The organism is Mesorhizobium sp. M0563 (assembly GCF_040321065.1).
Taxonomy (GTDB): domain Bacteria; phylum Pseudomonadota; class Alphaproteobacteria; order Rhizobiales; family Rhizobiaceae; genus Mesorhizobium.
This window is the reverse complement of the sequence record NZ_JAMYQV010000011.1, coordinates 43,558-69,045: the sequence shown is the minus strand read 5'-3', so window position 1 is coordinate 69,045 and position 25,488 is coordinate 43,558. Positions and strand designations below refer to the sequence as shown.

Below are 25,488 nucleotides of genomic sequence, written 5' to 3'. Positions count from 1 at the left end.
CGACAGTCGCAGGCCGCCTGACCTTCCAAGGGATGCGAAGGTCAAATCACTCCACTAGGGCCACATTGTTCCTGGTCTCATGCAATCACATCAGGCGGGCACGTGCCAGATGTCTTTCGCATATTGGCGGATCGTGCGGTCGGACGAGAACCAGCCGACGCGGGCGACATTGCGGATGGCTCTGGCGTACCAGTCCGGGCTGTTGCGCCAGACGGCATCGACGTCGCGCTGGGTGGCGGCGTAGGCATCGAAATCCGCAGCGACCATGAACCAGTCGCTCTGGTAAAGGCCGTTGATCAGGTCGCGATAACGGTCCGGATCGTCAGGCGAAAAGACCCCGGACGAAACCGCGGCAAGCGCCTGCGCCAATTCAGGCGATCCCTCGATTACGGCGCGCGGATCGTAACCATTGTTGCGCCGCTCGGCGACCTCATCGGTGGTCAGGCCGAAGATGAAGATGTTGTCGTCGCCGACGCATTCCTTGATCTCGACATTGGCGCCGTCGAGCGTGCCGATGGTCAGCGCGCCGTTCAGCGCGAACTTCATGTTGCCGGTGCCGGACGCTTCCATGCCGGCGGTCGATATCTGCTCCGAAAGATCGGCGGCCGGCATCATGATCTCGGCCAGGCTGACATTGTAGTTCGGCACGAACACCACTTTCAGCAAGCCGCGCACCGCCGGGTCGCGGTTGATGACCCGGGCGACGTCGTTGGCAAGTTTGATGATCAGCTTGGCGTTGTGATAGCTGGGCGCCGCCTTGCCGCCGAAGAACTTGACGCGGGGCATCCAGTCGCGCTCCGGATGCGAGCGGATCTGGTCGTAAAGCGCGACCGCTTCGAGAATGTTCAAGAGCTGGCGCTTGTATTCGTGGATGCGCTTGACCTGGATGTCGAACAGCGCCGAGGGGTCCACCTTGATGCCGAGCCGGTCGGCAACGAGATTGGCAAGCCTCGTCTTGTTCGCCCGTTTGACAGCGGCGAACTTGTCGCGGAAGGCAGCGTCCTCGGCGAAAGGATCGAGCAGCTTTATCTCGTCGATGTCGTCGAGGAAGCCGTCGCCGATCGCCTCTCGGGTGAGTGCCGTGAGGCCGGGATTGCACTGTATCAGCCAGCGCCGCGGTGTGATCCCGTTGGTCTTGTTGTTGATGCGATCCGGGTAGAGCCTGTGGAGGTCGGCAAACACCGTCTCCTTCATCAATTCCGTATGCAGTGCCGAGACGCCGTTGATCGAGTGCGAGCCGACAAAGGCCAGATTGCCCATACGCACGCGGCGATCGCCATTTTCCTGGATCAGCGAGATGCGGCTGATCTGCTCGTCCGAGAACTGGTCGGAGACGCGCGCCTCGAGCAGCACCTCGGCGTTGATGGCGTAGACGATCTGCATGTGGCGCGGCAACAGCCGCTCGAATAGCGGCACGGGCCAGCTTTCCAGCGCTTCGGGCAGCAGCGTGTGGTTGGTGTAGCCGAAGGTGCGCTTGGTGATGCTCCACGCCTGGTCGAAATCCATGCCGTGGACATCCATCAACAGGCGCATCAGCTCGGGGACGGCGATGGCCGGATGGGTGTCGTTGAGATGGATCGCCGCCTTGTCGGGCAGCGATTGCAGGTCGCCATACTGGCTGAGATGACGCTGAAGGATGTCCTGCAGCGAGGCGGTGGAGAAGAAATACTCCTGCCTGAGCCGCAACTCCTGGCCTGCCTTGTGGGAATCGGCCGGGTAAAGGACGCGCGACAGCGCATCGGCCTTGTTGCTCTCGGCGAGCGCGCCGATGTGATCGCCGGCGTTGAACTTGTCGAGCAGGATCGGATCGACCGGCATGCCGGACCACAGACGCAGCGTGTTGACGCGGTTGGCCCGCCAGCCAACCACTGGGGTATCGTAAGCAACGGCCAGAACATGTTCGGTCGGCTTCCAGACATGGCGCTCGAGCCTGCCGTCCTTCGAGGTGATCGATTCCACCGAGCCGCCGAAGCCGACCTCGAAGGAGCGTTCGCGGCGTTCGAACTCCCAAGGATTGCCGTGATCGAGCCATGTCTCGGGCAGTTCGACTTGCCAGCCGTCATGGATCTCCTGCCGAAACATGCCGTTGGCGTAGCGAATGCCATAGCCATGCGCGGGGATATCGACGGTAGCCATGCTTTCCATGAAGCAGGCGGCGAGCCGGCCAAGGCCGCCATTGCCAAGGGCAGCGTCCGGTTCGAGCGCTGCAATGATGTCAAGGTCGACGCCAAGCGACGACAGCGCCTCGCGCATATTGTCCATCAGGCCGAGATTGGAGAAGGCATCGCGCATCAGGCGGCCGATGAGGAATTCCAGTGACAGGTAATAGACGCGCTTTTCCTGCTGGGCGTAGGCCTCTTGGGTCGCCTGCATCCAATGATCGACGATGCGGTCGCGCACAACCTTGATCGAGGCGGTGAGCCAATCGTACTGGGTTGCAACGTTGGTGCCCTTGCCGACCCTGTATTTGAGGGCCTGCAAGACTTCGTCGGCGAGCGTCTTGGGATCCGGGTTTTCGAGCGTGGGCAGAGGAGCTTCGGTTGTCATCGCGCGCGTCATGCTGCCTCTCGTGACGTTGCCAGGATCATGCGGCTTTCACCATCTCCGCCAATGCTAATGCATCCCACCGGATGTTCAATGGATTCAGGCGACCGCAAGCCGGGTTGCCCTGCGGCAATTTGGCATTGAAACACCGCGCCCTCAGCGGCGGGCCTCAAGTTCTTGTTCAGGCCGCCAGCGCCGCCTCCGGCGGCACCTTGGCGCCGGTCATGAAGGCGACCGCGTCGGACATCGTATACTGCTTCGGATCGATGACGCAGAGGCGACGGCCGAGCCGGTGAATGTGGATGCGGTCCGCCACCTCGAAGACATGCGGCATGTTGTGTGAAATCAGCACGATCGGCAGGCCTCGCTTTTTCACGTCGAGGATTAATTCGAGCACGCGGCGGCTCTCCTTCACGCCAAGTGCCGCCGTCGGCTCATCCATGATCACCACCCGGCTGCCGAAGGCAGCGGCGCGCGCCACCGCCACACCCTGACGCTGGCCGCCGGAAAGTGTTTCCACGGCCTGGCTGATGTTCTGGATGGTCATCAGGCCAAGCTCCGTGAGCTTGTCGCGGGCGCGCTTTTCCATCGCCGGACGGTCGAGCATGCGCAGCCAGCTGCCAAGAAAGCCCGGCTTGCGGATCTCGCGGCCGAGAAACATGTTGTCGGCAATGGACAGCGCCGGCGACAGCGCCAGGTTCTGGTAGACGGTCTCGATGCCGGCTTCGCGGGCCTCCATCGGCGATTTGAATGCAATAGGCTTGCCTTCAAGCCGGATCTCGCCTTCGTCGGGCACGACCGCGCCGGAAATCGCCTTGATAAGCGACGACTTGCCGGCGCCGTTGTCGCCTATGACAGCAAGGATTTCGCCCGGATAGAGATCGAAATCGGCATTGTCGAGGGCGGTGACGCGACCGTAGCGTTTGACCAGGCTGCGGGCGGTAAGGATCGGTTCCTGAGTCTGGTTCATGCCGAGATCTTCCTGATCCACTGGTCAATACCAACAGCGATGATGATAAGGGCGCCGACAGACAATTGCGTCCATTGGGGATCTGTCCCCCAAAGCCTGAGGCCGAGCGCGAACACCCCGACGATCAGCGCACCGAAGATGGTCCCGAGGATGGAACCGCGGCCGCCGAACAGTGATGTGCCGCCAATCACCACGGCGGTAATCGAATTGATGTTCTCGAACTGCCCGGCCTGCGGCGAGACCGATCCGATGCGTCCGATCAAGGCCCAGCCGGCGATGGCACAAATGATGCCGGTCAGGGTATAGACCGTGACCAGCATCCGGCTGACGCGCACCCCCGACAGTTCCGCGGCTTCCGGGTCGTCGCCGACTGCGTAGACATGCCGGCCCCATGCGGTGTGATTGAGCACGTACCAGGCAATTGCCCCCATGATCAGCACCAACAGCACGCCATAGGTGAAGACTGCGCCGCCGATCCTGAACGAGCCGCCGAAAAACTGCAGCAGCGGTGCCGTCGCCTCGAGATCCTGGCTGCGGATGGTCTCGTTGCCGGAATAGATGAAGTTGATGGCAGCGTAGATCGACCAGGTGCCGAGCGTCACGATGAAGGGCGGCAGTTTCACCCAGGCGATGAGAATGCCGTTGATCAAGCCGCAAATCGCGCCGACAAGCAGCCCGATGGCAACGGCGACCGGCGCTGGAACACCGTAATGCATGGCAAACTGGCCCATAACAACCGAGCTCAGCACCATGATGGCGCCGACTGACAGGTCGATGCCGGCGGTGAGCACCACCAGTGTCTGCGCGATGCCGACCATGCCGGTTATCGCCACCTGCTGGAGGATCAGGGTGAGGGTGAAGGGAGAAAAGAAGCGTCCGCCGACGACGACTGCGAACAGAACCACCGAGATGAGCAGGATGATCAGCGGCACCATGGCCGGGCTTTTATGCAAGCGGTGCTGGATGCTCTCCAACGTCGAGCGGGAATGCGTCTCGAATGATGCGACGCTGGCGTCGCTAGCGGCCAGGACCGTCTCGAATTCCTGCGGTCCCTTGCTCCTGGTTGTTTCGACGCTCAAGTCGGCCTCCCCGCCTGTGATGTGGAGCGGCCGAAACCGCTCCACATTCCCTATTGTTCTTTTGAAGTTGAGCCGATCAGGGGATCAAATCAACCCCAGCACTTGCTGAGGCCTTGCTTCGTGTCGATGGATTCGATGCCGGCGGCAGGCTTGTCGGTGATCAGCGTGACGCCGGTGTTGTAGAAGTTCAGACCGGGCGACGGCTCAGGCTTCTTGCCGGTGTCGGCAAAGGTCTTGATCGCCTCGATGCCGAGCGAGGCCATGAGCAATGGATATTGCTGTGAAGTGGCGCCGATCACGCCCTCGGCAACGTTCTTGACACCGGGGCAGCCGCCATCGACCGAGACAATCAGGACGTCCTTCTCCTTGCCGACGGCTTTCAGTGCCTGGTAGGCGCCCGCGGCCGCAGGTTCGTTGATGGTGTAGACGACGTTGATATCCGGATCCTTCTGCAGGCAATTCTCCATGGCAGTATGCCCGCCATCCTCATTGCCGCTCGACAGATCGTGACAGACGTTGCGTGCGTCGGTTTCGTCGCCGATCTTCTTGGGATCGCCGAGGTCGATGCCGAAGCCCTTCATGAAGCCTTGATCACGCTGGACGTCGACGGAGGGCTGGCTGGCGATCAGATCCATGTAGGCAATGTGCGCATCCTTGGCCTTGTCGCCCAAGGTAGCCTTTGCCCAGGAGCCGATAAGCTCGCCGGCCTTGAAATTGTCGGTCGCAAACGTCGCATCCGCGGCATCGGCAGGCTCGAGCTGCGTGTCGAGAGCGATCACCAGCACCCCTGCATCGCGCGCCTTCTTCACCGCCGGCACGATGGCCGCAGTGTCGGTGGCGGTGATCAAAATGCCCTTGGCGCCGTCGGCGATGCAGGATTCGATCGCCGCAACCTGGCCCTCATTGTCACCTTCCGCCTTGCCGGCATAGGCTTTCAGATCGACACCGATTTCCTTGGCTTTCGCGGCGGCACCTTCCTTCATCTTCACGAAGAAGGGATTGGTGTCGGTCTTGGTGATCAAGCAGGCGCCGACCCCGGCGGCCGATGCCGTCGACGCAAACGCCATCAGGCTCAGTCCGGCCGCGGCAAACACGGTGGATTTCAACAGTTTTGACGTGGTCACGATTTTCCTCCCATTGAACCATTTAGGATGCCGGCCAACCGGCATCTGCAGCGCGTCCGACGAAATCTCCCAGTGTCGACGCCGATCTCAAGAGACACCAGTCCGCCAGCACTGTCAATAATTAAATCACTCTTATTTATTATTGACAACGCAGGATTGTTCACTCACTCTAGACCAAAAGCATTGAGGGGAACGACGGGAGGAACAGGGGTGGAGACCGGCATTACAAGGCACGGCTCGCCCGATGCGGCCGAAAGCCGCCTGCACCGCGGCACCAATCAAAGCGGCATGCGGGACCACAATGAGCGGCTGGTGCTGTCGCTGGTGCGCCAGCACGGCAGCCTGGCCAAATCCGACATCGCACGCATGACTGGCCTCTCGGCGCAGACAGTATCAGTCATCATGCGCGAGCTGGAGGAGGACGACCTGCTCGTTCGCCAGGCGCCGTTGCGCGGCAAGATTGGCCAGCCCTCGATACCCATGGCGCTCAATCCCGACGGCGCCTATTTCATCGGCCTGAAGATCGGCCGGCGCAGCGCCGAGCTCGTGCTGATCGATTTCCTCGGCAATGTGCGCTCGATGCTGCAGCATTCGTACCGCTATCCGGCGCCGCGCGAGACGGTGGAATTCGTTACGAGCGGCATGAAGAAGATGCGCGGCGAGCTCACTCCTGCGCAGGACAAGCGCATCGCCGGGCTTGGCATCGCCATGCCGTTCGAATTGTGGAACTGGGCCGATACCGCCGGCGCGCCGCGTGAAATCATGGACGAATGGCGCCATCGCGACATCCGCGCCGACATCCAGGCGCAATGCGAATTTCCGGTCTACCTGCAAAACGATGCCACCTCGGCCTGCGGCGCCGAGCTCGTGTTCGGCCAGGCGGCGGGTGCGGCGCGCGATTTCGTCTATTTCTACATCGGTGCCTTTGCCGGCGGCGGCATCGTGCTGAACGGCCGGCTGTTTGGCGGCCCAACCGGCAATGCCGGCGCGCTGGGCTCAATGCCAGTGCCCGGGCCTGACGGCAAGCCGACGCAGTTGATCGACGTTGCATCGATCGCCATGCTGGAGAAGGCGCTCAACGCACGCGGCGTCGAGGCCTCGCATCTGTGGACATCACCGGGGGACTGGGGCGAGATCGGTGCCGAGCTTGACGACTGGATCGCCAGCGCCTCGCAGGCGCTCGCCTATGCCATCGTTGCGGCGTCGTCCGTCATCGATTTCGAAGCCGCGGTGATCGACGGATGGATGCCGCTCGCCGTGCGCAGGCGGCTTGTCGATGCCGTCATCCAGGCCATCGGCAGGATCGACGGCGAAGGCCTGAGGCTGCCGGCCGTCCGCGAGGGAACGGTCGGCATCCATGCGCGGGCGCTGGGTGGCGCCAGTCTGCCGCTATCGGAGCGCTTCCTCATCGGCTCGACCACGATTTCCCGGAGCTTCTGAGCATGCTGATCGGTATCCCGGCGCTGCTCGGCCCGGAGCTTCTGGCGATGTTGCGCGCCATGGGCCATGGCGACGAGATCGCGCTGGTCGACGGCAACTACCCGGCCGAACAGCAGGCACAGCGGCTGATCCGCGCCGACGGTCATCATCTCGTCCCGGTGCTGGATGCCGTATTGAGCGTGTTGCCTGTCGACGACGCCGTGCCGCAGGCGCTGTTTCGCGCCTCGGCTAAAGGCGATCCCCTGCTCGCCGATCCGGTTCATCATGAGATTGAAGCGATCTGCGCCAGGCATGCGCCGGGCCGCAAGGTGGTTGCGCTTGCCGGCGCCGACTTCTATGCACGGGTCAAGGCCGCGCACGCGATCGTCGCGACGAGCGAGCCGCGGCTTTACGCCAACATCATCATTCGCAAGGGCGTGATCTATCCGCCGGAAAGCAAGACTTCATGATCCTCTGCTGCGGCGAAGCCCTGATCGACATGCTGCCGCGCACCACGACGGAGGGCGAAGCGGCCTTTGCCCCCTATGTCGGCGGTGCCGTCTTCAACTCGGCCATTGCGCTCGGCCGACTCGGCGCGCCGGCCGGCTTCTTCTCCGGCCTGTCGTCGGATCTGTTCGGCGGGCAGTTCAGGGAGGCGCTGGGGGCCAGCAAGGTCAGTTCCACCTATGCGCACACCTCGCCGCGGCCGACCACGCTCGCCTTCGTGCGGCTCACCAACGGCCAGGCGACCTATACATTCTATGACGAGAACACCGCCGGGCGCATGCTGACCATCGAGGACCTGCCGGAGCTCGGCAGCGAGATCGAGGCCATGCTGTTCGGCGCCATCAGCCTGATCTCGGAACCGGCCGGATCGGCCTATGAGGAGTTCATGCGACGTGAGCATGAGCGCCGCGTGATGATGCTCGACCCCAACATCCGGCCAACCTTCATTCCCGACAAGGCCAGGCATCTCAGGCGCATCCGCAACATGATGGCGATGGCCGACATCGTGAAACTGTCGGACGAGGATTTGAACTGGTTCGACGAAGCCGGCTCGCATGAGGACGTCGTCCGCAACTGGCTGGACTGCGGCCCGAAGCTGATCGTCGTCACCCACGGCAGCGAGGGCGCGGTTGGTTACAGCAGCCAGCACCGGGTCACGGTCGTGCCGGACAAGGTCGAGCTGGTCGATACGGTCGGCGCCGGCGACACGTTCAATGCCGGCATCCTTGCCTCCTTGCACGAGCAGGGCCTGCTGTCGAAGACGGCAATCGCCGGCCTGCCGAAAGAAGCCATCCATAAGGCGCTGACGCTCGGCGCCAAGGCTGCGGCGGTGACGGTCTCGCGGGCCGGCGCCAATCCGCCATGGCGGCATGAACTCGCCTGACCGGCTGGCAACCGCCTCACGGACTGCCTGCCGGCGATCACTTTATGTTTCGCCTAACCTGGCGGGCGGGATGCGCAGCCCATATCAAGCATGCCGAAGCCCGGATTTTCCCGCGTTTAAGAGGGCAGATCGGAAACCAGAGGTAACAGGCTGCGACACTTGAGCAATTCAGGGTTTTGCCCTGCGGCTTTCTCGGCCGTGCCAAGTCTGCTACCAGCGGCCGGTTATCTGGCTAAAAACCGTTTGAGGCCGACATGCAGTTCATCGATCTTGGCGCACAGCGCGAACGCATCCGCGACAGGCTGAAGGCGGCAATCGACCGCGTCGTCGACGAAGGTCGTTATATTCTTGGACCGCAGGTCACCGAATTCGAAAACAAGCTCGCCGCCTATATCGGCACCAAGCACGTGGTCGCTTGCGCCAACGGCACCGACGCGCTGCTGTTGCCGCTGTTTGCCGCCGGCATCGGCCCGGGCGACGCGGTATTCGTGCCGAGCTTCACCTTCGCCGCCACGGCCGAAGTGGTGGCGCTGACCAAGGCCGAGCCGGTGTTCGTCGATGTCGATGCTGACAGCTACAATATCGACATCGCCAGCCTCGAGGCGGCAATCGCCATGATCAAGGCGGAGGGGCGGCTGAGGCCGAAGGCAATCATTCCCGTCGACCTGTTCGGCCTCGCCGCCGATTACGAAGCAATCATGGCCATCGCCAATCGCGAAGGCCTGATGGTCATCGAGGATGCGGCGCAGGCGACCGGCGGCTCGGCTGACGGCAAGATGTGCGGCTCGTTCGGCACCGTCGGCTCGACCAGCTTCTATCCGGCAAAACCGCTCGGCTGCTACGGCGACGGCGGTGCGATGTTCACCAATGACGATGCGCTGGCCGAACAGCTGCGCTCGTTCGCCTTTCACGGCAAGGGCGAAACGCAATACGACAATGTCCGCGTCGGCATCAATTCACGGCTCGATACACTGCAGGCGGCGATCCTAATCGAGAAGCTGGCCATCCTCGAGGACGAGATGGTGGCGCGGCAAGCGGTCGCCAATCGCTATGCCGAAGGTCTCGGCGATATAGTCAAGACGGCGCGCAATCTGGGCGGCGGCCGCTCGGCCTGGGCGCAATACGCCATCGAAACGCCGAAGCGCGACGGGCTCAAGGCACATCTCGGTGAAAAGGGCATTCCGTCGGTCATCTACTATGTGAAACCGCTGCACAGCCAGATTGCCTATCGCGATTATCCGCGCACGCCGACCGGCCTTGCCGTTTCGGAAGAGCTGCCGAAGCGCATCCTGTGCCTGCCGATGCATCCCTATCTGAGCGAGGCCGACCAGGACCGGATCATCGAAACGATCCGTAACTATGTCGGCTCGAATTCGGCGCACGTGGCGGCGGCATAATTCGAAAGTTGCGGAACATGGTCGCGGATTACATCGACGAGTTCATCATGTTCTGCGCCGGGTTGTGGATGGCTGGCATCGGCTTCGGATTTCTCGCGGACCCGTTCCAAGCTCGCCCCGGCCAGCAAGCATGGTGGACCAACTTTGGAATCCATTTTAAATGGATGGGGCCGCTGTTGATCCTCATCGCGATAGCGCTCGCGTTCGCGGCACCTTCCTAGATGCGCTCGCGCCAGCAACAGGCTCGCCATTGACGGCATCGCTGATCAACAACGGACCGTTCACCTCAAACTGGGCCGTCGGTACCGATTTCGGGATGCTTTGCTCTGCGCCGAAGCATGGTCTGCACCTGTCTTCCCTCTAGGCTGGCTATTTCATGAAGAAGATTGGTTTCCTCTCGTTCGGGCACTGGACGCCCTCGCCGCAATCGCAGACGCGGACGGCATCCGATGCGCTTTTGCAGTCCGTCGAGCTGGCCGTCGCCGCCGAGGAGCTGGGTGCGGACGGCGCGTATTTCCGCGTGCATCACTTCGCCCGCCAGCTCGCCTCGCCCTTCCCGCTGCTGGCAGCGGTTGGGGCGAAGACCAGCCGAATCGAGATCGGCACGGCGGTGATCGACATGCGTTACGAGAACCCGCTCTACATGGCCGAGGACGCCGGCGCCGCCGATCTGATCGCCGGAGGGCGTCTGCAGCTAGGCATCAGCCGCGGCTCGCCGGAGCAGGTGATCGACGGATGGCGGTACTTCGGCTACGCCCCGCAAGAGGGCGAGAGCGATGCCGACATGGCTCGCAGACACACCGGAGTGCTGCTCGAAGTGTTGCTGGGCAAAGGCTTTGCCCAGCCCAACCCGCGGCCGATGTTTCCCAACCCGCCTGGCCTGCTTCGCGTCGAGCCACACTCGGAGGGCCTGCGCGAGCGCATCTGGTGGGGCGCCGCCACAAACGCCACCGCAGAATGGGCGGCGAAACTTGGAATGAACCTGCAGAGCTCCACGCTCAAATTCGATGAAGGCGGAAAGCCGTTTCACATCCAGCAAGCCGAACAGATCAGGGCTTTTCGCGAAGCCTGGAAGGCGGCCGGCCACACGCGCGAGCCGCGGGTGTCGGTGAGCCGCAGCATTTTTGCGCTGGTCGACGATCGCGACCGCGCCTATTTCGGCGGCAACCAGGGCGGAGATCAGTTCGGCTATATCGAGGCAGACAGGCTTGCCGTGTTCGGCCGCTCCTATGCCGCCGAGCCAGACGTCCTGATCGAGCAGCTAAAGGGCGACGAAGCCATCGCTGAGGCCGATACGCTGCTGCTCACAGTCCCCAACCAGCTCGGTGTCGACTACAATGTCCATGCCATCGAGGCGATCCTGACCCACGTCGCCCCAGGCTTGGGCTGGCGCTGACGCGACTTTGTTGGAAAAGCCACGGCGGTCAATACTTGCTCGCGTTCTAGCGGTCTCACGGCTGCTTCCCGTCGGCTCGTTTCAGCATCGCAAATGCGCGACTGATCCGTTGCAGGGCCGTCGCGTTGGCCAGCACTGCGTACAACGCGAACCCGCCTGCCAGAATCCAGGGCGAAGCCGCGCCCATGGCAGTCGCGACTCCGTCGGCGGCGAGCAGCACGCAAATGAACACCAGACGTTCCATCCGCTCGAAGAAATCCGGCCAACCATGGTTTTCCACAGGGATTTCCAGCGCCGTCCGCGCCTTGGCGTAACTGGTGAGGATCCCGCCGGCGAACGCGAACATTGCGATCGCCCACAGATCGGCGACCCAGCCTATTGCCGCAAAGACGGCCAATTCCTGATAACGGTCGACGACAGCGTCGAAATAGCCACCGGCCTTGGTGCTCATATTTGTCCGGCGGGCGACCGCACCGTCCAGCGCGTCGAAGCTGAAGGCAAACGCCAGGCACAAGCCAAAGGCAAGACTTGAATGGTGATACGCGTAGGCGGCAGAAGACAAAGCCACGAGCACGAGCCCGCTGGCCGTAACCTGGTTCGGCGTCATGCCGATCCCGATCAGCGGAGAGGCGGCCTGCTCCCATAGCGGGTCGATGCGACTTTTCATGAGACCGGCGATCATGGCGGCTCCTCTGATGATGTCGTTTGACGGAGCTTTACCAGCAATTTGCGGGTTTGTTCCACCATCGCCACCGTTTCAGTTGGCCAATGCGGGCCGAGACCGGGCTCCGCAATGTTCTCAACTCGCCGCAAAAGTGATCTCGTTTGGCGAATGTGGCCGGCGGATTAAGGTGCTGCTCGCCAAGCTGACGGCGAAACAGAACTTCCGGTCGCAGCGACAGGTGCCCGACAGCATTTCACGGTTTGGGCGATGCCTTGTGACGGGTGTGCAAATCGAGCGGCGGTCTGGCGGCAACACCCGAACGATGTGACTATGATTGCTTGCGACCCGTCGGAAGCCGGCCGAAACTCGATGCATAAATTTCTACCCAAGTTCGCCTACCTGCTCGCGACCTCTGTCGGCGTGGGATTGTCTCCAACATGGCCGGGCACGGCCGGCGCAATGGTTGGAGTGGCTGTTGCCGCGGCTCTGATACCCGCATCGCCTTGGCTGACGGTGCTTGCCTATGCGGCCCTGTTCGCCGTCGGCGTATGGGCGTCATCGCATGTTATCTCCCATACCGGGACGGAGGACCCGCAAATCGTCGTCATCGATGAGACCTTCGGCGCCGCCGTAACGCTTTCCATGCTGCCGCTCGACCCACTCTGGTGGGCAGCAGGCTTCCTTGCTTTCCGGTTTTTCGACGTCGTCAAGCCTTGGCCCATCCGTATCATGCATGACAAGGTAAGGGGTGGGGCCGGCATCATGCTGGACGACGCGGCCGCTGCTGTCGTCGCTGGGGCGTTGCTGCTCCTGCTGAACGAGTTGATTGATCATTTGCCGTAACGGCGACATTCGGCCTCCAATGCCAAAGGCCAGCACGATGGTCCATGCGAGTTTAGCGACACAAGGGGAGGACCGAAGCGGTTGGCGCGGCCCTATTCGGTGACAACGAGTAGGAAGGAGGCATGACGAGACGGGCAAACGGCTGAACATCGCCGGCATTCCCGGCGACGACATCGGCAAGGAAGTCGTGCCGGAAGACCGGAGGCATCCGCCGCTCACTGATGATGTTCGCACGCCTGCGTGCGGAAACCCAAGCCGTCAAGTATTTCGATCAGCATCTGTACAGGATCAGGCACACCGTGCGTTGACCGCCACGCGACAAACCCGTCCGGCCTGACCAAGGCGGCACCGCCGCTTTCAACCCCGAGCGCGGAAGGCCACCGATGGTCCAAATCAATCAGACCCCATTGGCACCCAAGGCGTGGCAGGTCAGCGGCATGCGGAGGCGCTGGCTTACGGCGTCAGCGGCCTGACACCATGCGTCGTCGGCGCAGAGGAGAAGAGGGTCGCGATCGCACAAATCGAGACTCGAAATCCGTTGGCCGGCACGCCCGACCGCGAAATGCGGTAAACGCGTGCCAGGGCGGCCCGATAACTCCGTGGATTTTTGGAATGGGTGATCGTCCCGCATGGCTTCCTGAGCCACGACACCGGCAGCGTAGCGTTGGCCAAATACCACGTCGTAATCCTCGACGATCGCGACTGGGGGAGGCAATCGCTTCGACGGATCGTCGAACCATTTCTGAAGGCGGGCTAGCGCTTGCGCCAACGTAGCCTCGATGACCGGCCGGCGCTCCATGTCATAGCTATCCAGCAACGAGGGACCGGCATGCCCGCCTGTTACCATCGCAAGCTTCCAGGCAAGGTTATGGGCGTCGTGGATACCTGAATTGCCACCGAAAGCGCCTGTTGGGGGCATCACATGTGCGGCATCCCCCACAAGAAACGCGCGGCCTCGGCGGAATTGGCGCGCTGTCATCGCGGCCACTTCCCAGGAGCGCGCATCGACAAGCCTAGTCGTGATATCCGACCGGCCCGCACCTCGTATGATCAGTTCCCTGCACCTGGCTTCATCAAAATCCTGGGGTTTCTCGCCCTTTTCGGGAAAGTACTGGAGCGCCAGAAGCCATCGTCCACCCTCCCTGGGCGTGAAGGTCCCGTTGAGGTCCGTCACGAAGCACGACGTGAAACGCTTGCCGCCGATCGTCGGAGGCATGTCCGTGTCAAAGACGACATTTATCCAGTGCTGAAGGCCGCCTGCCCCGCTGCGGCTGATCTCCAGCCTCTCTCGCATCGAGCCGTTCGCACCGTCCGCGACGATCAGATAGTCGGCCGAGATGGCGTCCTTTGCGCCGGTCGCGATATCGCGAATTTCCGCGCGGACGACATTCTCATCCTGTTCGAAAGCCACCAGTTCCGTGCTGAAACGTATGTCTGCACCGTTCCGCTCGGCGTAGCGGCGCAGAATCGGTTCCAGGACGTGCTGATCACACGTCGCCGGTTGCGTGGGGCTGAGGGCACTTGCATCCGGCCACGCCGGTCCGCCCCATTGAATCTCGGGATCGGTGAGATTCCTGGCGCGCGCAATAGCGCCTGCCTGCTGGTCCCCCGTACGATTTGCACGAATCTCCTCCTCGAGGCCGAGGCTTCGAAAGATCTCCATGCTGCGCGGGGAAATGCCGGCAAATTTGTACTGGATTGACGTGTCGGGATGGCGCTCGACGAGGACGCACGGAATGTCGTTGTGAGCCAAAAGGGCGGCCGCCGTCAGACCGTTCAGGCCGCCCCCGACGACGAGAACCGTGGTGTTGGTCATCTCGGATCTCCTCTCATTGATTTGATCACTTAAATATTTTGATTGATCAAATCATATGATTGGTCCAAATATGTGTCAAGACACGAAGGAGCGTGGAATGGGACCGGGCCAAGATCGCTTGCAGCACGCCACCGAGGCTTGGCGCCTGATGTTTGATTTCCTGATGCGGTCCGCGCCGGACCGGTTGGCGATCCAGCAGAAATTGGGTCTGACGCCCAACGACTCGCGCGCCCTCTTCACCCTCGACAAAGATGCGGGCAAGCCGATCGGCGCATTGGCCGCTCAATGGCACTGCGACCCTTCGACGGCGACCTGGCTGGTCGACCGGTTGGAGCAGGCGGGGCTCGCCGAACGGGTTCCGTCGCCAAGCGATCGCCGTGTCAAACGTGTCAAGCTTACGGCCAAGGGTGTTGCAACCATTGAGGAATTGACAAGGGAATATCACAAACCCCCTGCGGAGATGCTTGCGCTTACACGCGCGGACCTGGATCAGCTGATCGGCCTGGTCAGAAAGTTACAGGCTGGCAAGTCCGTGGGTTGATTACATCCCGCGCGGCGTTGCTGCTGCTAAAAGAAGATCATTTGGACGTCCCAATGGCTATCAGTCTGGTTGTGCCTCGATCTTAAGCATCACACCTCTTCCAGTCTGCGCACGCGAGCTTTGACCCCATTGCCAATGGCATCTGCGACTTGCGAAGGGAAACCCTTTGGGAGCGATGCACAAACCAGTTCGATTGCCGCTAGCGCCCGTTGGCGCAGCTCGTCAAAGATCGCTGTGACGGGTTTTGGACCAATTCCTGCCTTGGCGGCGGTCTGGATGAAATGGCGCGGCATGACGCTATCGATAAGGTAGTGGCGTGCGTCGCCTATAGCCATCGCCAACTTCATTTTGTTGCGCCTGATCTGTCCCGCATCAAGGCTGGTCTGCGCTGAGATCACATCATATAACGGCGTCATGCGGAACCGGCCGCCGGGAGAAAGAAAGACGCTAAAATTCTTGGCATGTCCATCTGTGGCGCCGAGCAGCCAAAAGGCGACCACGGCCTTCAGAACCGCAGCTTGATCTAGCTCCGGTTGGTCGCTTCCCTTCATCAGACCAAGGATAGCCGGAACCCCAGGCCCGCCATCGGATTCGTATTTCAGCGACGGAGGCACAGACAGAGCCTGGCAGCAGTCTTCCTGGGGCAAGCGCAGGAGACGGTTGTCACTCGTCCATCGGCGATCGAAACGTTCGACTACGAGCACGCGATTGCCTTCGAATTCCTCGATTGCGGCGACGGCGCACGGGAGTCCCAGGGCGGCTGTCATCTTGAGGCAGAAAAATTCGTTTTCAACACTGAAGGAAAGGTCGATGCCATTTGGCAAGCGTCCAATCTGTGGCTTGAGGATGTGCGTTGTAGCAGTCGTCGCCAGCGGCTTGTACCAACGTCCTTTCCAGAACAAGAGCGCAGTCTTTTCCTGAGCGCCAGCGATCGAGATCCGGAAATCTTCATCCTCGCCCAGCCCGAGGGGGGCCGATGCCAGATCGCGGACGAGACGAGCAATTTCGATATCGTCAACGGGTTTGCCGTCGACAATACCGGCGGGGCCCGGCTCGACATCATCCGGCAGGAATTGCAGTGCGCCGACACAATCCCGTCCGACAGCGGCAAGCAAGTCGTAGGCGTCTATCCCTCGGGCATGAACACGCTCAGCCATACGGCGGCGAATCGGGATGCTGTCGGGCAGGAGATTGTCGAACACGGCAATGACGGGTGCACCGATATAGCGATCTTCACGTAGGGGCAGAGATAGCGAGACTGGTAGCGCATGCTCCCAGGCAAGCCAGGACGGATCATACTGAAAATCGATCGCGCCGCTGGATTGTCTATTCAGCCGCCCGACGAGACGGCTGTTCAAGAAGACGTTGAGCGGGAGGTGCCGCCGCGGACGAGCCATCAAAAGACGTCCTCGATCTCGGTCGACTTTGCTCTGGTCCGAGAGCGGACAACCAATTCAAGGTCGAGCGCTGCGAGAATGTCGCAAAGCGTTCCGAGCTGTGTCCCGGGCGCTCCATTCTCGACGGCCGAGATGGTCGCTTGGCGTAGCATCGTGTGCTCCCCGACAGTGGCCTGGTTCAGGCCGAGCTTGCGGCGCCGCCGGCGGATGGCATCTCCGAGTTGCTTAGGCGTTCGGGCGATTTGGTCCACAGCGTACCTCTCCAGCTATGAGATATACGCTCAGAAGATAGATTTCAATATGCGCTAGAGCGAATAAATTGGAAGATGCGCTCCACCGTATAACCCGCCTCCCTCCCGCGTGGCCCTCACAGCCATGCCTCGATTTTCAGCTAGGCTGCTGGCCGCCGGCCAAAGCAATGCGAGGATCCATGCGGGAAGTCCTCCGAACGCCTCTCCATTACGCGCAATGCTCGAGGCAAAATTAGGCCTATTGGGTCGGCAATGGATCGATTGTTCACACAGATCGTGCGGCACTCACCCAATCGAGGCGTGCGGCAGGTACAAGGCCGTAATTGTAGAAATTGATGCCATCGACGCCCGCCGCCAGCGCCGGTTTCACTTTGGCGGCGAGAATGTCCGGGCCTGCCATTTCCGGATGGAACAGCCGGTAACCGGTCCCAAGGAATTTCTCTGCTCCGAGCGTGGCACGGCCAGTGGCCATCAGATCTGCGACATCGCTGGCCTGCATATCGTAGGCGCACAGGATCGCGCCGTCGCAAGCCTGGCCGAGAGCCGCCAGATCGCAGCCGCCCAACCAGCCGTCCTTCAGGTCAATGATGAGGACACGTGTGCCCGGATCGGCAACGTCGCGCAGCTCGGCAACCAAGCTGGTCACCGGCTCGAACCGCCACAGCAGAAAGTCGTATAATTCTGGCCAGGGCTGGAAGGTATCGAAGCTACCGTTCGGAAAGTCCGGAAAACGCGGTGCCGGAACGGCACGATCACAGGTCTCGACGATCCACCCTCTGACCAGTTTGCGCGCCGCCTCGCCGTCAATGCCGGCACAAGCGGCGCGGGCGAGGCAGGACGGGCAAAAGCACAGCGACAGAAGGAAGTCATCTTCCGCGGTCAGCCCGACACCGTCTTTCTCGTGATGATATTCGTGGGCGAAGCTCATGAATGACGGGCTTTCGAGCTCGATTCTGTCCGGCTTGTAGGTGTGCGTAACGTCGGCGACCAGCGCGCGAACATAGGCGCGCGCATCCGGATGCGAGGGACAAAGGTTGTAATAATTGGGATCGCCGAAGGCATTTCGGGTAACCACCTGCGGATAAAGCATGCCGGCGCGGGTGTTGTGCAGGCACACCGTCCAGCACGAAACACCGAGCCCATTGGCGTCTCGTCTGCGAACGAGCTCGCCAAGCACGTCGCCTCCCTGCGAGATCACGTCCGCCACCTTGGGCTGAATTGCGAGGTCGGCCCATCGCGCGGCGGTTGGCTTGAAGTAGATCGTGCCGTCCTCCGGGAAATAGGCTTTGCGGCGCGGGCTGCGCGGCTGAAGGAAGCGTCCCGCATGATACGAGGCAGCAAGGCTGATCATGTTGAGTCCCGCGCGTTCGACCAGATCGCGTTCGACCATCTCGAAACCGAGATCCTGGACATCCCAGGGGTAGGTCCACATGGAAAGCTGCATAAGATATCCTCAGTTCTCCAGAGTGGCGCAGCAGCTAGACGCCGTGCGGTTTCCCTTTAGGTTTCTACGGGTTCGGCGACTTGCATGAGGCAGTCTCCTGCCTCGCACATTGTATGCAGCCGCCGCGAAAGCACGATGCCGTTTTCGGCAAAATGCAAGGCTTCCTCGGCAAGATCGAGCCTTTCGAGATCGTGATACCAGCCAGCCAATTGTCCGGCGTTCACGCTGTCGCCAACCCTCACGGCGGGTTCAAACCAGCCGCGGCGGGCGGCGTAGAGGCCCTGGCTATGCCGCGAAAGCGAAAGCAGTCGCGTCGGCATCGAATGCATTGACTCCGCGCCAACAACTGGCCCGTCGACCAGGCCTAGTGCAATCAGCAGATTGTCGATCGCGCGAGCGGTGATCGCCATCGTGTCGACCGTGGCGGTGCCGCCGCCCCCGAACTCACCGCTGACGCCGATGGCGCCGGCACGGCGCGCTGCACCCATGGAGGTCGGCGAGGCCTGGCCATTGTCGGCCACGAACCCATAGGGCATGCAGAGCGCCCGCATCAGCTCCACCCCGCGCCTGTGGCGCTCGGGATCGGCATTGCGCTCGACGAGTGCAGTCGGCAGATGTTCCATCGAAGTGCCCCCCGAATGAATGTCGAAGACGATGTCGTGTCGGGGGAACAGGTCTGTCTCGAGAAAGTTGGCGAGCCGGCTTGTCGGCGTGCCCGACGGATCTCCGGGGAAGGCGCGATTGAGATTGCCGCCATCGAGCGGCGAGCAGCGTTTGGCGGCCATCACCGCCGGCACATTGGCCATCGGCAGGATGGTGACGCGGCCCCTGACTCGCGCTGGATCGAGCCGGCGGACCAGCTTTGCCAAGCACAGCTCGCCTTCATATTCATCGCCGTGATTACCGGCCATAAGAAGCAGCGACGGACCCTCACCATTGCGCATGAGGCAGATCGGGACCTTGATTTGGAAATATGGCGAACGGTCTATCGAGAACGGGATGCTCAGATGGCTGAGCGTCTTGCCGTCCCGATCGAAATCGAGCGAATGGCTGATGCCGGTGTGCATGGCGGCGGTTCACACAGCCGCGACGGCGGTGACCTCAATGCGGAGGTCAGGATCAGCGAGACGCGCCTCGACGCAGGCACGCGCCGGCAGACGGGCGGAATCCACCCAGGCATCGTAGATACTGTTCATGGCGTCGAAATCGCCAATCTGCGGCAGGAAGATGTTGACCGCCACGAGCTTCGACTTGCTGCTGCCGGCCTCGACCAGGAGCGCCTCGATCTTGGAGAGTACCTCGCTCGTCTGACCCTCGATGCCGGCCTTGCGATCGTCTGCGACCTGGCCCGCTATGTGCACGAGGCCGCCATAGACGACCGCCTGCGACATGCGGGAGCCGGATTGGAAGTACTTGATCATATCGGATCCTTTCGTTCTTTTTTTGGAAAGCGCGACGATGGTCAGCCGAAATAGGTGGGAAAGGCGTGGCTGACATATCCGGCCGCGTCGACGCCGAAGATCACGCGATAGCGATCAAGGCAGGTGCAGGGATGGGAGATGCCGAATTCAACGGTGTCGCCGACGGCAATGTCGTCGCCCGACGCAATTGTCAGGAAGGCGTGCTGGTCGTTGAGCTTGAAGACCTCGGCACGCGCTATCGGCAGCTGCTTGCCGGCACGAAAGATGGTCAGGACCATTGGAAAGCCCTGGTCGAACGACACGTCGCGCATGCCCATGCCGCAGATCGCAAGGCCGGGCTCCGGCCGCGACAGTACCTCGGCCCATAGGCGCAAAGCCGGACGGAACGAATTTCGTGCGGACGCATTGAAGCCGCCGACTGCAAAACCCTCGCGGGCGTCGAGTGTGCCGAGCGAGCGGTCGTAGACGCCATGGTCGTGGAAGAAGATGGCGCCGCTGCGCAGCACCAGCGTCGCGCTGCTGTCCCTAGAAACGAGAGGCGAAAGCGCTGCGACCACTTTGTCGAAGTAGACCGAGCCGCCTGCCGTGACAATCAGCGGGGTGTCGCCGCCGACGCGGGCGCGGAGCCGCAGGAACATGTCGGCTGTCATTGTCAGCAGGGCGGATATCGCCTCATCGGTGCGGTCAGGATCGGGCTGCGCCGCGGCACCTTCATAGGTTGCGACGCCGGCGATCAGCAGCCGGCCGCCGGCTGCTACAATCGCGTCGGCAATCGCCTCGGCTTCGCCGGTGGTCCGGGCGCCTGCCCTGCCCGCACCAAGTTCGACGAGCACGCGCAATGGCGGCAGCGTCGCATTGGCCCGCCAGGCTTCGGCAAGCGCATTCACGGCGGCGATCGAGTCGGCGAAAACGTAGAACTCAGCGCTTGGCCAGGCGCTGACAAGAACCGCAAGCCGGTTCGCACCACCTGGTCCGCCGACCTCATTGGCGATGATCAGCCGACAGAGTCCGGCTCTGAGCATCACCGTGGCCTGCCTTATGTCGGCGACGGTCGTGCCCCATGCTCCGGCCTCGATCAGGGACCGGGCAAGATCAGGCGCCATCGGGGTCTTGGCATGCGGGGCGATCACGGCGCCCTGCTCTCGCGCATAGCGCAGGAACAGGTCACGATTGGCGATGAAGGCCCCCTCGTCGACGGTCAACACCGGCAACGACATACGCCCATCCGCTGGATGCCAGCGCTCAGATGCGACAAGGCTGCTGTCCAAGCCGAGGGTGCCAGGCGGCACGCCGCGGATACGGTCATCGAGCAGGAAATTTTCTCGGGTCGCCAGCGACAGTACGGGTGAGCTTTCGGTCATCCGATGCTAGTCCTTCCTTTACAGGATGAAGTCCGGATCGATTTCCGATTCCGGCCACACCATGAGAGAGATGCGTGCCAACACCTTACCGCGGACCGATCATCGATGCCCACCATCACCTTTGGGATCTCGGCCTCAGCCGGCACCCCTGGCTCGCCACAACGGCTGGCGAACGCGGCGGTCTGGGGGAGCTTGGCCGCTTGCGGCGAAACTACCTTCCTGAAGATTATTTGCGCGACGCCGGCCGGCACAATGTCGTCGCAACCGTCCATGTCGAAGCCGGCTGGACCGGGGATGAATGCGTCGGCGAAACGCGGTGGCTTGAAACGCTCGACAAGTCGCGCGGCGTGGCCGCCCGTTATGTTGTTCACATACCGCTGGCGAGCCGCCAAGCGCCGGCGCTGGTCGAGGCGCAGGCGGCATTCGACCGTGTCGTCGGTGTGCGCGACATACTGAGCTGGGATCCGGATCCTGCCCGCCGTTTTGCTGCCCGTGACGGCATCATGGACGATCAGGCCTGGCGTGCCGGCCTGTCCCTGCTTGGGCGCCACCGGCTGGTTTTCGACCTGATGGTGTTTCCGCGCCAGCTCGCCGGTGCGGCGCGCCTCGCAGCGGCCTTTCCGGACCAATTCTTTGTTCTCAACCACTGCGGCAGCCCGATCGATCGCGATGCAGACGGGATGCGGGTGTGGCGCGAAGGGCTGCGGCTTTTGTCGGAGTGCGACAACGCTGCCATCAAGATATCGGATCTGGTCGCCTACGATCATGATTGGACACTCGACAGCCTGAAGCCGGTTGTCATGCATTGCATCGACTGTTTCGGTACGCAGCGAGCGATGTTCGGCAGTGACTTCCCAGTCGCCGGCCTGCATGCGTCATTCGATGCAGTATATGACAGCTTCAAAGCCATTGCAGGAGAGCTTTCCGCGGACGAGCAAACGGCGCTGTTCTTCGGCAACGCAAGGCGTATCTACCGGCTGCACGATATTTCATCGGCGGGCCTGCTCCCTGCCTGAGAGAAGCAGCAGCCCCAGAATCAGCGACCCGAACAGGATACTGCGCCAGCCGGGCGATGCGTTGACGACGGTGATCAGCGCCGTGATCGTGACCAGCAGGATCGCGCCGGGGATAGTACCGGCATAGGTGCCGAGCCCGCCCAGTATCGAGGTGCCGCCGAGCACCACGGCGGCAATCGACGCGAGGAGATAGGGATCTCCGATCCCGACATAGCCTTGGCCGTTCATGCCGAGGACCAACACACCGGCAAGTCCCGAACAGAAGCCGCTGATGCCGTAGACGGCGAGCGTGGTCGAGGCGACGGAAACTCCGGACAGCGCCGCGGCAAGCGGATTGGCGCCCATCGCGAAAATCCGGGCGCCGAGGGATGTCGCATGCATCGTGGTCAGAACGATCACGGAAATGACCACCCACAAAAGCACGCCTGCCGGAATACCGGCTGGCCGCGCATTGCCGAGCCAGCTGACCAGCGGGTTCTCGGCGGTCACGGCGCTGCCGCCGGCGATGATGATCAGGAGGCCCTGCAGGAATGTCGCCATCGCCAGTGTCATGATCATTGGATGAACGCGCAACAGCGCCACGCCCAGCCCGTTTACGAGACCTATCGCGGTCGTCAACGCAAGGACTGCAAGAACGGCTGTGAGCCCGGTCGGATCCGCCTGCAATGAGAGCAGCGGGAGGCTGACGGCACTGACCGTGACGATCGCCGCGACGGAAAGGTCAATGCCGCCGGCAATCACCACGAAGGTCTGGCCCGCCGCGACCAGGCCGATCACCGCGCCCAACTCGACCAAATAGCGCAAATGACCATAAGCGCCGAAGCCACGTGAAGCGAAGCTCGCCGCGATCCACACCGCGGCAACGATAGCGACCGTGAGGAAGGGCCGGCTGCGCAGGATCGTCAACGCCCGCCCGCCGCGCGCGCTCTCTTTCCGTGCTGTCATTGCTGCACCTTGCGGAATTGCGGGATGGCGACCGCCCCGATGATGATGAGGCCTTGGGCGACATACTGAGCAACTGGCGTGAAGCCGAGGAAGAACATGACACTGATCATCAGGCTGAGCAGCAGGCTGCCGGCAAGCGCGCCGCGCATCGTGCCCTGGCCGCCGAGGAAGCCGATTCCGCCGAGCACCGCGGCGGCAATGGAATTCAGCGTGAAGGCTGTGCCTATGACCGGGTCGCCCGAACCCGTTTGCGCGGCGACGAACAGGCCGGCGCCTGTGCAAAGCAGACCGCTGATCGCATAGGCCGCGATCCGCGCGCCGTCGACCGGCACGCCGGAGCGATAGGCGCCGACCGGATTCTCACCGGCGGCATAGAGGCTCAACCCAAGCGGGGTGGCGAGATAGAGTTTCCACAAAAGCACGACGAGCACCAGCAACACGAATGCCGCCGGCGTGTTGCCGGCAAGCAGGTCCGACAGCCACTCCGGAATGGCGCCGCCCGGCCTCGGCAGGATGAGCAACGCAGCACCGCCGATGATGAAGGAGCCGGCGAGCGTCACCACGATGGCCGGCAACCGAAGTTTCACGACGATGAACCCCGTCGCGGCACCGATGCCGATACCGGTCAGCGCCACCACGGCGGTGCCGCCGGCTACGCCCAGCGGCCCGATCATCGTCGTCGCGGCGATTACCGCGCCGAGACTGACCATTGCGCCGATTGCCAAGCTGATGCCGCCGGTGAGCATGAGGATCGCCTGGGCCATCGCGACCAGCGCCAGCGGAAACCAGCTCTGGGTGAATTTGGCGAAGCCGGACGCCGTCAAGAGGCCGGGGAACAACACGCCGTAGGCAACGAGGAACGCCAGAACCACGGCAAACAGGCTGCGCACGCCAACATTTCGGCGCAGCTGAACTCGCCAGTAGAGGGCGCCGGCTTGGCTTGAGGATACAACCGTGCTCATGCCGCAACTTTCTGCTGTTCGGCGCCCATTGCGGCGGAGACGATGACTTCCTCGCTCAGTGCCTCGCGCTCGAGCATGGCCTTGATGCGACCTTCTCGGACCACGGCGACGCGGTCGCAAAGGTGCACCAGTTCGGGTGTGTCGGAACTGAGCAGGACGATCGCCTTGCCGGCGGCAGCGAGATTGCGAAGCATCATGTAGATCTCACGCTTGGTCTCGACATCGACGCCGCGCGTCGGATCGTTGAGGAGAAGCACAAGCGGATCGTGTGGCATCCATTTCGCCAGCGCGACTTTCTGCTGGTTGCCACCTGAGAGTGCCTGCGCCGGGCGATCGAGGTCGCCCTTGATGGCAAGCTGGGCGGCGAGTCCCCTCGCCAAATCGCGCTCGGCACGCCGGCTGCGCAGCTTCAACGCCGGCAGCCTTGCGAAGGCTGGTAGCATCATGTTGGTGATGATGGGATGGATCAAGTGCAGGCCTTCGCGCTTGCGGTCGGCCGGGACATAGGCGAGGCCGAGCGCATTGGCTTTCGGCACGCCGCCCGGCAGACCCGAAGCAGCGTTTACGGTCGCGGATGCCGACCTAGCCGGGATCGCGCCGTAGAGGCCAAGCAGCAGATCTTCCTGCCCCTGCCCGACCAGGCCGCCGATCCCAAGCACCTCGCCTGTCCTGATGTCGAGATCGACGTCGCGCATCAGGCCGGCCGAAAAATTACGAACCGAGATGGCGTTGGCTGGCGATGGCGAAGGCTGCCATCGTGGAAAGAGATCGCCGGGGTCGCGGCCGACCATCAGCCGCACCAGCCCGGCGGCATCAGTTTCTTCCAGCGAGCGGTCCGCCGTGCAGGCGCCGTCCTTCAGTACGGTGACATGCTGGCACAGTGTCATCACTTCGTTCAGTCGGTGTGAGATGTAGAGAATGGCGATGCCCTCGGCCCGAAGCCTTTCCAGCAAGTCCGTGAGGGTTTTTGTCTCGGTTGCCGATAGCGATGAGGTGGGTTCGTCGAGAATGAGCACGCGCGGCCGCCGGTAGAGCGCCTTGGCGATCTCCACCATCTGACGCCGGCCGAGTGACAGATGCCCCACCGGCGTAGACAGCGGTTCGCGAAGGCCGACAAGATCACATGCGGCCCTGGCCCGTGCGGCAAGTTCCGTGTAATCGACCAAGCCGAATCTCTTGGGATAGGCGCCGAGCCCGATATTTTCGGCGATCGAGAGGCTGGCCGTCAGGCTGAGTTCCTGTTGGACAACGGCGATCCCGGCATGCCGCGCATGAGCGGGGCTCATGCGCGATACCGGGCGTCCATCAACCTCGATCGCCCCGCCGTCCGGGCGCAGGGCGCCGGACAAAAGGTTGATCAGCGTCGACTTCCCCGCGCCGTTCTCGCCGAGCAGCGCATGCACGCGGCCCGGCTGCAGAGCGATGGAAACGTTGCGCAGGACGGGGTTGCCGAAGAAGGACTTCGACACCCCCCGCGCGGCGAGAAGCGTAGCCGTGGTTGTCAATGT

25 protein-coding genes are annotated in these 25,488 nt (G+C 62.4%); 9 read left to right on the top strand and 16 right to left on the bottom strand.

Annotated elements, in window-relative coordinates:
* Positions 1–90 precede the first annotated feature (90 nt).
* From NKI50_RS15955 to NKI50_RS15940, 4 genes are all read right to left on the bottom strand, one after another.
* Complete coding sequence (locus NKI50_RS15955; RefSeq protein ID WP_023718450.1) at positions 91–2,559, bottom strand: glycogen/starch/alpha-glucan phosphorylase; 2,469 nt, start codon at positions 2,557–2,559, stop codon at positions 91–93.
* 166 nt (positions 2,560–2,725) lie between these two features.
* A complete protein-coding gene (locus NKI50_RS15950; protein ID WP_352717085.1) occupies positions 2,726–3,514 on the bottom strand; it encodes an ATP-binding cassette domain-containing protein in 789 nt (262 codons plus the stop codon).
* Positions 3,511–4,593: an ABC transporter permease gene (locus NKI50_RS15945; RefSeq protein ID WP_023718452.1), complete on the bottom strand. Its 1,083-nt coding sequence runs from the start codon at positions 4,591–4,593 to the stop codon at positions 3,511–3,513. The genes NKI50_RS15950 and NKI50_RS15945 overlap by 4 nt, the downstream gene beginning before the upstream one ends.
* An 89-nt stretch (positions 4,594–4,682) precedes the next feature.
* On the bottom strand, positions 4,683–5,699 hold the full coding sequence (locus tag NKI50_RS15940) for a sugar ABC transporter substrate-binding protein (protein ID WP_023718453.1): 1,017 nt from the start codon (positions 5,697–5,699) through the stop codon (positions 4,683–4,685).
* A 228-nt stretch (positions 5,700–5,927) separates the two neighbouring features.
* Between NKI50_RS15940 and NKI50_RS15935 the strand changes: the two genes are divergently transcribed.
* The 6 genes from NKI50_RS15935 to NKI50_RS15910 all read left to right on the top strand — a co-directional run bounded on the left by NKI50_RS15935 (position 5,928) and on the right by NKI50_RS15910 (position 11,319).
* On the top strand, positions 5,928–7,157 hold the full coding sequence (locus NKI50_RS15935; RefSeq protein ID WP_352717083.1) for an ROK family transcriptional regulator: 1,230 nt from the start codon (positions 5,928–5,930) through the stop codon (positions 7,155–7,157).
* A 2-nt stretch (positions 7,158–7,159) separates the two neighbouring features.
* Positions 7,160–7,606 carry an RbsD/FucU family protein gene (locus tag NKI50_RS15930; RefSeq protein ID WP_023718455.1) on the top strand — a complete coding sequence of 149 codons (447 nt, stop codon included), beginning with the start codon at positions 7,160–7,162 and terminating at the stop codon, positions 7,604–7,606.
* Positions 7,603–8,526 carry a carbohydrate kinase family protein gene (locus NKI50_RS15925; protein ID WP_352717081.1) on the top strand — a complete coding sequence of 308 codons (924 nt, stop codon included), beginning with the start codon at positions 7,603–7,605 and terminating at the stop codon, positions 8,524–8,526. The genes NKI50_RS15930 and NKI50_RS15925 overlap by 4 nt, the downstream gene beginning before the upstream one ends.
* A 254-nt stretch (positions 8,527–8,780) precedes the next feature.
* Complete coding sequence (locus NKI50_RS15920; RefSeq protein WP_352717079.1) at positions 8,781–9,923, top strand: DegT/DnrJ/EryC1/StrS family aminotransferase; 1,143 nt, start codon at positions 8,781–8,783, stop codon at positions 9,921–9,923.
* Positions 9,924–9,940: 17 nt separating this feature from the next.
* Positions 9,941–10,144, top strand: coding sequence for a hypothetical protein (locus NKI50_RS15915; protein ID WP_352717077.1), 204 nt, complete (start codon positions 9,941–9,943; stop codon positions 10,142–10,144).
* Between the two features lie 155 nt (positions 10,145–10,299).
* Entirely contained in the window at positions 10,300–11,319 is a 1,020-nt protein-coding gene (locus NKI50_RS15910) for an LLM class flavin-dependent oxidoreductase (protein ID WP_352549178.1), read from the top strand.
* Positions 11,320–11,374: 55 nt separating this feature from the next.
* Here the strand turns inward: NKI50_RS15910 and NKI50_RS15905 are convergent, their stop codons facing one another.
* Positions 11,375–12,001, bottom strand: a complete 627-nt coding sequence (locus tag NKI50_RS15905) for a CDP-alcohol phosphatidyltransferase family protein (RefSeq protein WP_352717074.1) — start codon at positions 11,999–12,001, stop codon at positions 11,375–11,377.
* Positions 12,002–12,352: 351 nt separating this feature from the next.
* On the opposite strand from NKI50_RS15905, the gene NKI50_RS15900 reads away from it, so the two are divergent.
* A complete protein-coding gene (locus NKI50_RS15900) occupies positions 12,353–12,826 on the top strand; it encodes a phosphatidylglycerophosphatase A family protein (protein WP_352717072.1) in 474 nt (157 codons plus the stop codon).
* A gap of 215 nt (positions 12,827–13,041) precedes the next feature.
* Here NKI50_RS15900 and NKI50_RS15895 read toward each other — a convergent pair whose 3' ends face one another.
* Both NKI50_RS15895 and NKI50_RS15890 read right to left on the bottom strand, forming a co-directional pair.
* Positions 13,042–13,218 (bottom strand): aromatic-ring hydroxylase C-terminal domain-containing protein, encoded by a 177-nt coding sequence (locus NKI50_RS15895; RefSeq protein WP_352717070.1) that lies wholly within the window; start codon positions 13,216–13,218, stop codon positions 13,042–13,044.
* Positions 13,219–13,223: 5 nt separating this feature from the next.
* Complete coding sequence (locus NKI50_RS15890; RefSeq protein ID WP_352717068.1) at positions 13,224–14,642, bottom strand: FAD-dependent monooxygenase; 1,419 nt, start codon at positions 14,640–14,642, stop codon at positions 13,224–13,226.
* A gap of 97 nt (positions 14,643–14,739) precedes the next feature.
* Between NKI50_RS15890 and NKI50_RS15885 the strand changes: the two genes are divergently transcribed.
* Positions 14,740–15,183, top strand: coding sequence for a MarR family winged helix-turn-helix transcriptional regulator (locus NKI50_RS15885; RefSeq protein ID WP_031193803.1), 444 nt, complete (start codon positions 14,740–14,742; stop codon positions 15,181–15,183).
* Positions 15,184–15,272: 89 nt separating this feature from the next.
* Here the strand turns inward: NKI50_RS15885 and NKI50_RS15880 are convergent, their stop codons facing one another.
* The 6 genes from NKI50_RS15880 to NKI50_RS15855 form a co-directional block, all read right to left on the bottom strand.
* Positions 15,273–16,580: a type II toxin-antitoxin system HipA family toxin gene (locus tag NKI50_RS15880; protein ID WP_023718463.1), complete on the bottom strand. Its 1,308-nt coding sequence runs from the start codon at positions 16,578–16,580 to the stop codon at positions 15,273–15,275.
* Positions 16,580–16,831, bottom strand: coding sequence for a helix-turn-helix domain-containing protein (locus NKI50_RS15875; protein WP_023718464.1), 252 nt, complete (start codon positions 16,829–16,831; stop codon positions 16,580–16,582). The genes NKI50_RS15880 and NKI50_RS15875 overlap by 1 nt, the downstream gene beginning before the upstream one ends.
* A gap of 265 nt (positions 16,832–17,096) precedes the next feature.
* Positions 17,097–18,275, bottom strand: a complete 1,179-nt coding sequence (locus NKI50_RS15870) for a hypothetical protein (protein ID WP_023718465.1) — start codon at positions 18,273–18,275, stop codon at positions 17,097–17,099.
* A gap of 56 nt (positions 18,276–18,331) precedes the next feature.
* Positions 18,332–19,342, bottom strand: a complete 1,011-nt coding sequence (locus tag NKI50_RS15865; protein ID WP_023718466.1) for a succinylglutamate desuccinylase/aspartoacylase family protein — start codon at positions 19,340–19,342, stop codon at positions 18,332–18,334.
* Between the two features lie 9 nt (positions 19,343–19,351).
* Positions 19,352–19,696, bottom strand: a complete 345-nt coding sequence (locus NKI50_RS15860) for a RidA family protein (protein WP_023718467.1) — start codon at positions 19,694–19,696, stop codon at positions 19,352–19,354.
* Between the two features lie 41 nt (positions 19,697–19,737).
* Positions 19,738–21,057, bottom strand: a complete 1,320-nt coding sequence (locus NKI50_RS15855; RefSeq protein WP_352717066.1) for an alanine racemase — start codon at positions 21,055–21,057, stop codon at positions 19,738–19,740.
* A gap of 74 nt (positions 21,058–21,131) precedes the next feature.
* Between NKI50_RS15855 and NKI50_RS15850 the strand changes: the two genes are divergently transcribed.
* Positions 21,132–22,073, top strand: a complete 942-nt coding sequence (locus NKI50_RS15850) for an amidohydrolase family protein (RefSeq protein ID WP_352639591.1) — start codon at positions 21,132–21,134, stop codon at positions 22,071–22,073.
* Here the strand turns inward: NKI50_RS15850 and NKI50_RS15845 are convergent.
* Genes NKI50_RS15845 through NKI50_RS15835 form a run of 3 tightly spaced genes read right to left on the bottom strand, consistent with a single transcriptional unit; the run spans position 22,047 to position 25,485 of the window.
* Positions 22,047–23,018, bottom strand: coding sequence for an ABC transporter permease (locus tag NKI50_RS15845; RefSeq protein ID WP_156948048.1), 972 nt, complete (start codon positions 23,016–23,018; stop codon positions 22,047–22,049). The genes NKI50_RS15850 and NKI50_RS15845 overlap by 27 nt on opposite strands.
* Complete coding sequence (locus NKI50_RS15840) at positions 23,015–23,980, bottom strand: ABC transporter permease (RefSeq protein ID WP_023718471.1); 966 nt, start codon at positions 23,978–23,980, stop codon at positions 23,015–23,017. Before NKI50_RS15840 ends, NKI50_RS15845 begins: the two co-directional genes overlap by 4 nt.
* Complete coding sequence (locus tag NKI50_RS15835) at positions 23,977–25,485, bottom strand: sugar ABC transporter ATP-binding protein (protein ID WP_023718472.1); 1,509 nt, start codon at positions 25,483–25,485, stop codon at positions 23,977–23,979. The genes NKI50_RS15840 and NKI50_RS15835 overlap by 4 nt, the downstream gene beginning before the upstream one ends.
* Positions 25,486–25,488: the final 3 nt, after the last annotated feature.

Bases quoted from the DNA above. Each gene is read 5' to 3' on its own strand.
- NKI50_RS15920 (WP_352717079.1), top strand. From the start codon at position 8,781: ATGCAGTTCATCGATCTTGGCGCACAGCGCGAACGCATCCGCGACAGG.
- NKI50_RS15870 (WP_023718465.1), bottom strand. From the start codon at position 18,275: ATGCAGCTTTCCATGTGGACCTACCCCTGGGATGTCCAGGATCTCGGT.
- NKI50_RS15915 (WP_352717077.1), top strand. From the start codon at position 9,941: ATGGTCGCGGATTACATCGACGAGTTCATCATGTTCTGCGCCGGGTTG.
- NKI50_RS15880 (WP_023718463.1), bottom strand. From the start codon at position 16,580: ATGGCTCGTCCGCGGCGGCACCTCCCGCTCAACGTCTTCTTGAACAGC.
- NKI50_RS15860 (WP_023718467.1), bottom strand. From the start codon at position 19,696: ATGATCAAGTACTTCCAATCCGGCTCCCGCATGTCGCAGGCGGTCGTC.
- NKI50_RS15950 (WP_352717085.1), bottom strand. From the start codon at position 3,514: ATGAACCAGACTCAGGAACCGATCCTTACCGCCCGCAGCCTGGTCAAA.
- NKI50_RS15885 (WP_031193803.1), top strand. From the start codon at position 14,740: ATGGGACCGGGCCAAGATCGCTTGCAGCACGCCACCGAGGCTTGGCGC.
- NKI50_RS15905 (WP_352717074.1), bottom strand. From the start codon at position 12,001: ATGATCGCCGGTCTCATGAAAAGTCGCATCGACCCGCTATGGGAGCAG.
- NKI50_RS15955 (WP_023718450.1), bottom strand. From the start codon at position 2,559: ATGACGCGCGCGATGACAACCGAAGCTCCTCTGCCCACGCTCGAAAAC.
- NKI50_RS15930 (WP_023718455.1), top strand. From the start codon at position 7,160: ATGCTGATCGGTATCCCGGCGCTGCTCGGCCCGGAGCTTCTGGCGATG.
- NKI50_RS15865 (WP_023718466.1), bottom strand. From the start codon at position 19,342: ATGCACACCGGCATCAGCCATTCGCTCGATTTCGATCGGGACGGCAAG.
- NKI50_RS15845 (WP_156948048.1), bottom strand. From the start codon at position 23,018: ATGACAGCACGGAAAGAGAGCGCGCGCGGCGGGCGGGCGTTGACGATC.
- NKI50_RS15900 (WP_352717072.1), top strand. From the start codon at position 12,353: ATGCATAAATTTCTACCCAAGTTCGCCTACCTGCTCGCGACCTCTGTC.
- NKI50_RS15890 (WP_352717068.1), bottom strand. From the start codon at position 14,642: ATGACCAACACCACGGTTCTCGTCGTCGGGGGCGGCCTGAACGGTCTG.
- NKI50_RS15855 (WP_352717066.1), bottom strand. From the start codon at position 21,057: ATGACCGAAAGCTCACCCGTACTGTCGCTGGCGACCCGAGAAAATTTC.
- NKI50_RS15840 (WP_023718471.1), bottom strand. From the start codon at position 23,980: ATGAGCACGGTTGTATCCTCAAGCCAAGCCGGCGCCCTCTACTGGCGA.
- NKI50_RS15910 (WP_352549178.1), top strand. From the start codon at position 10,300: ATGAAGAAGATTGGTTTCCTCTCGTTCGGGCACTGGACGCCCTCGCCG.
- NKI50_RS15925 (WP_352717081.1), top strand. From the start codon at position 7,603: ATGATCCTCTGCTGCGGCGAAGCCCTGATCGACATGCTGCCGCGCACC.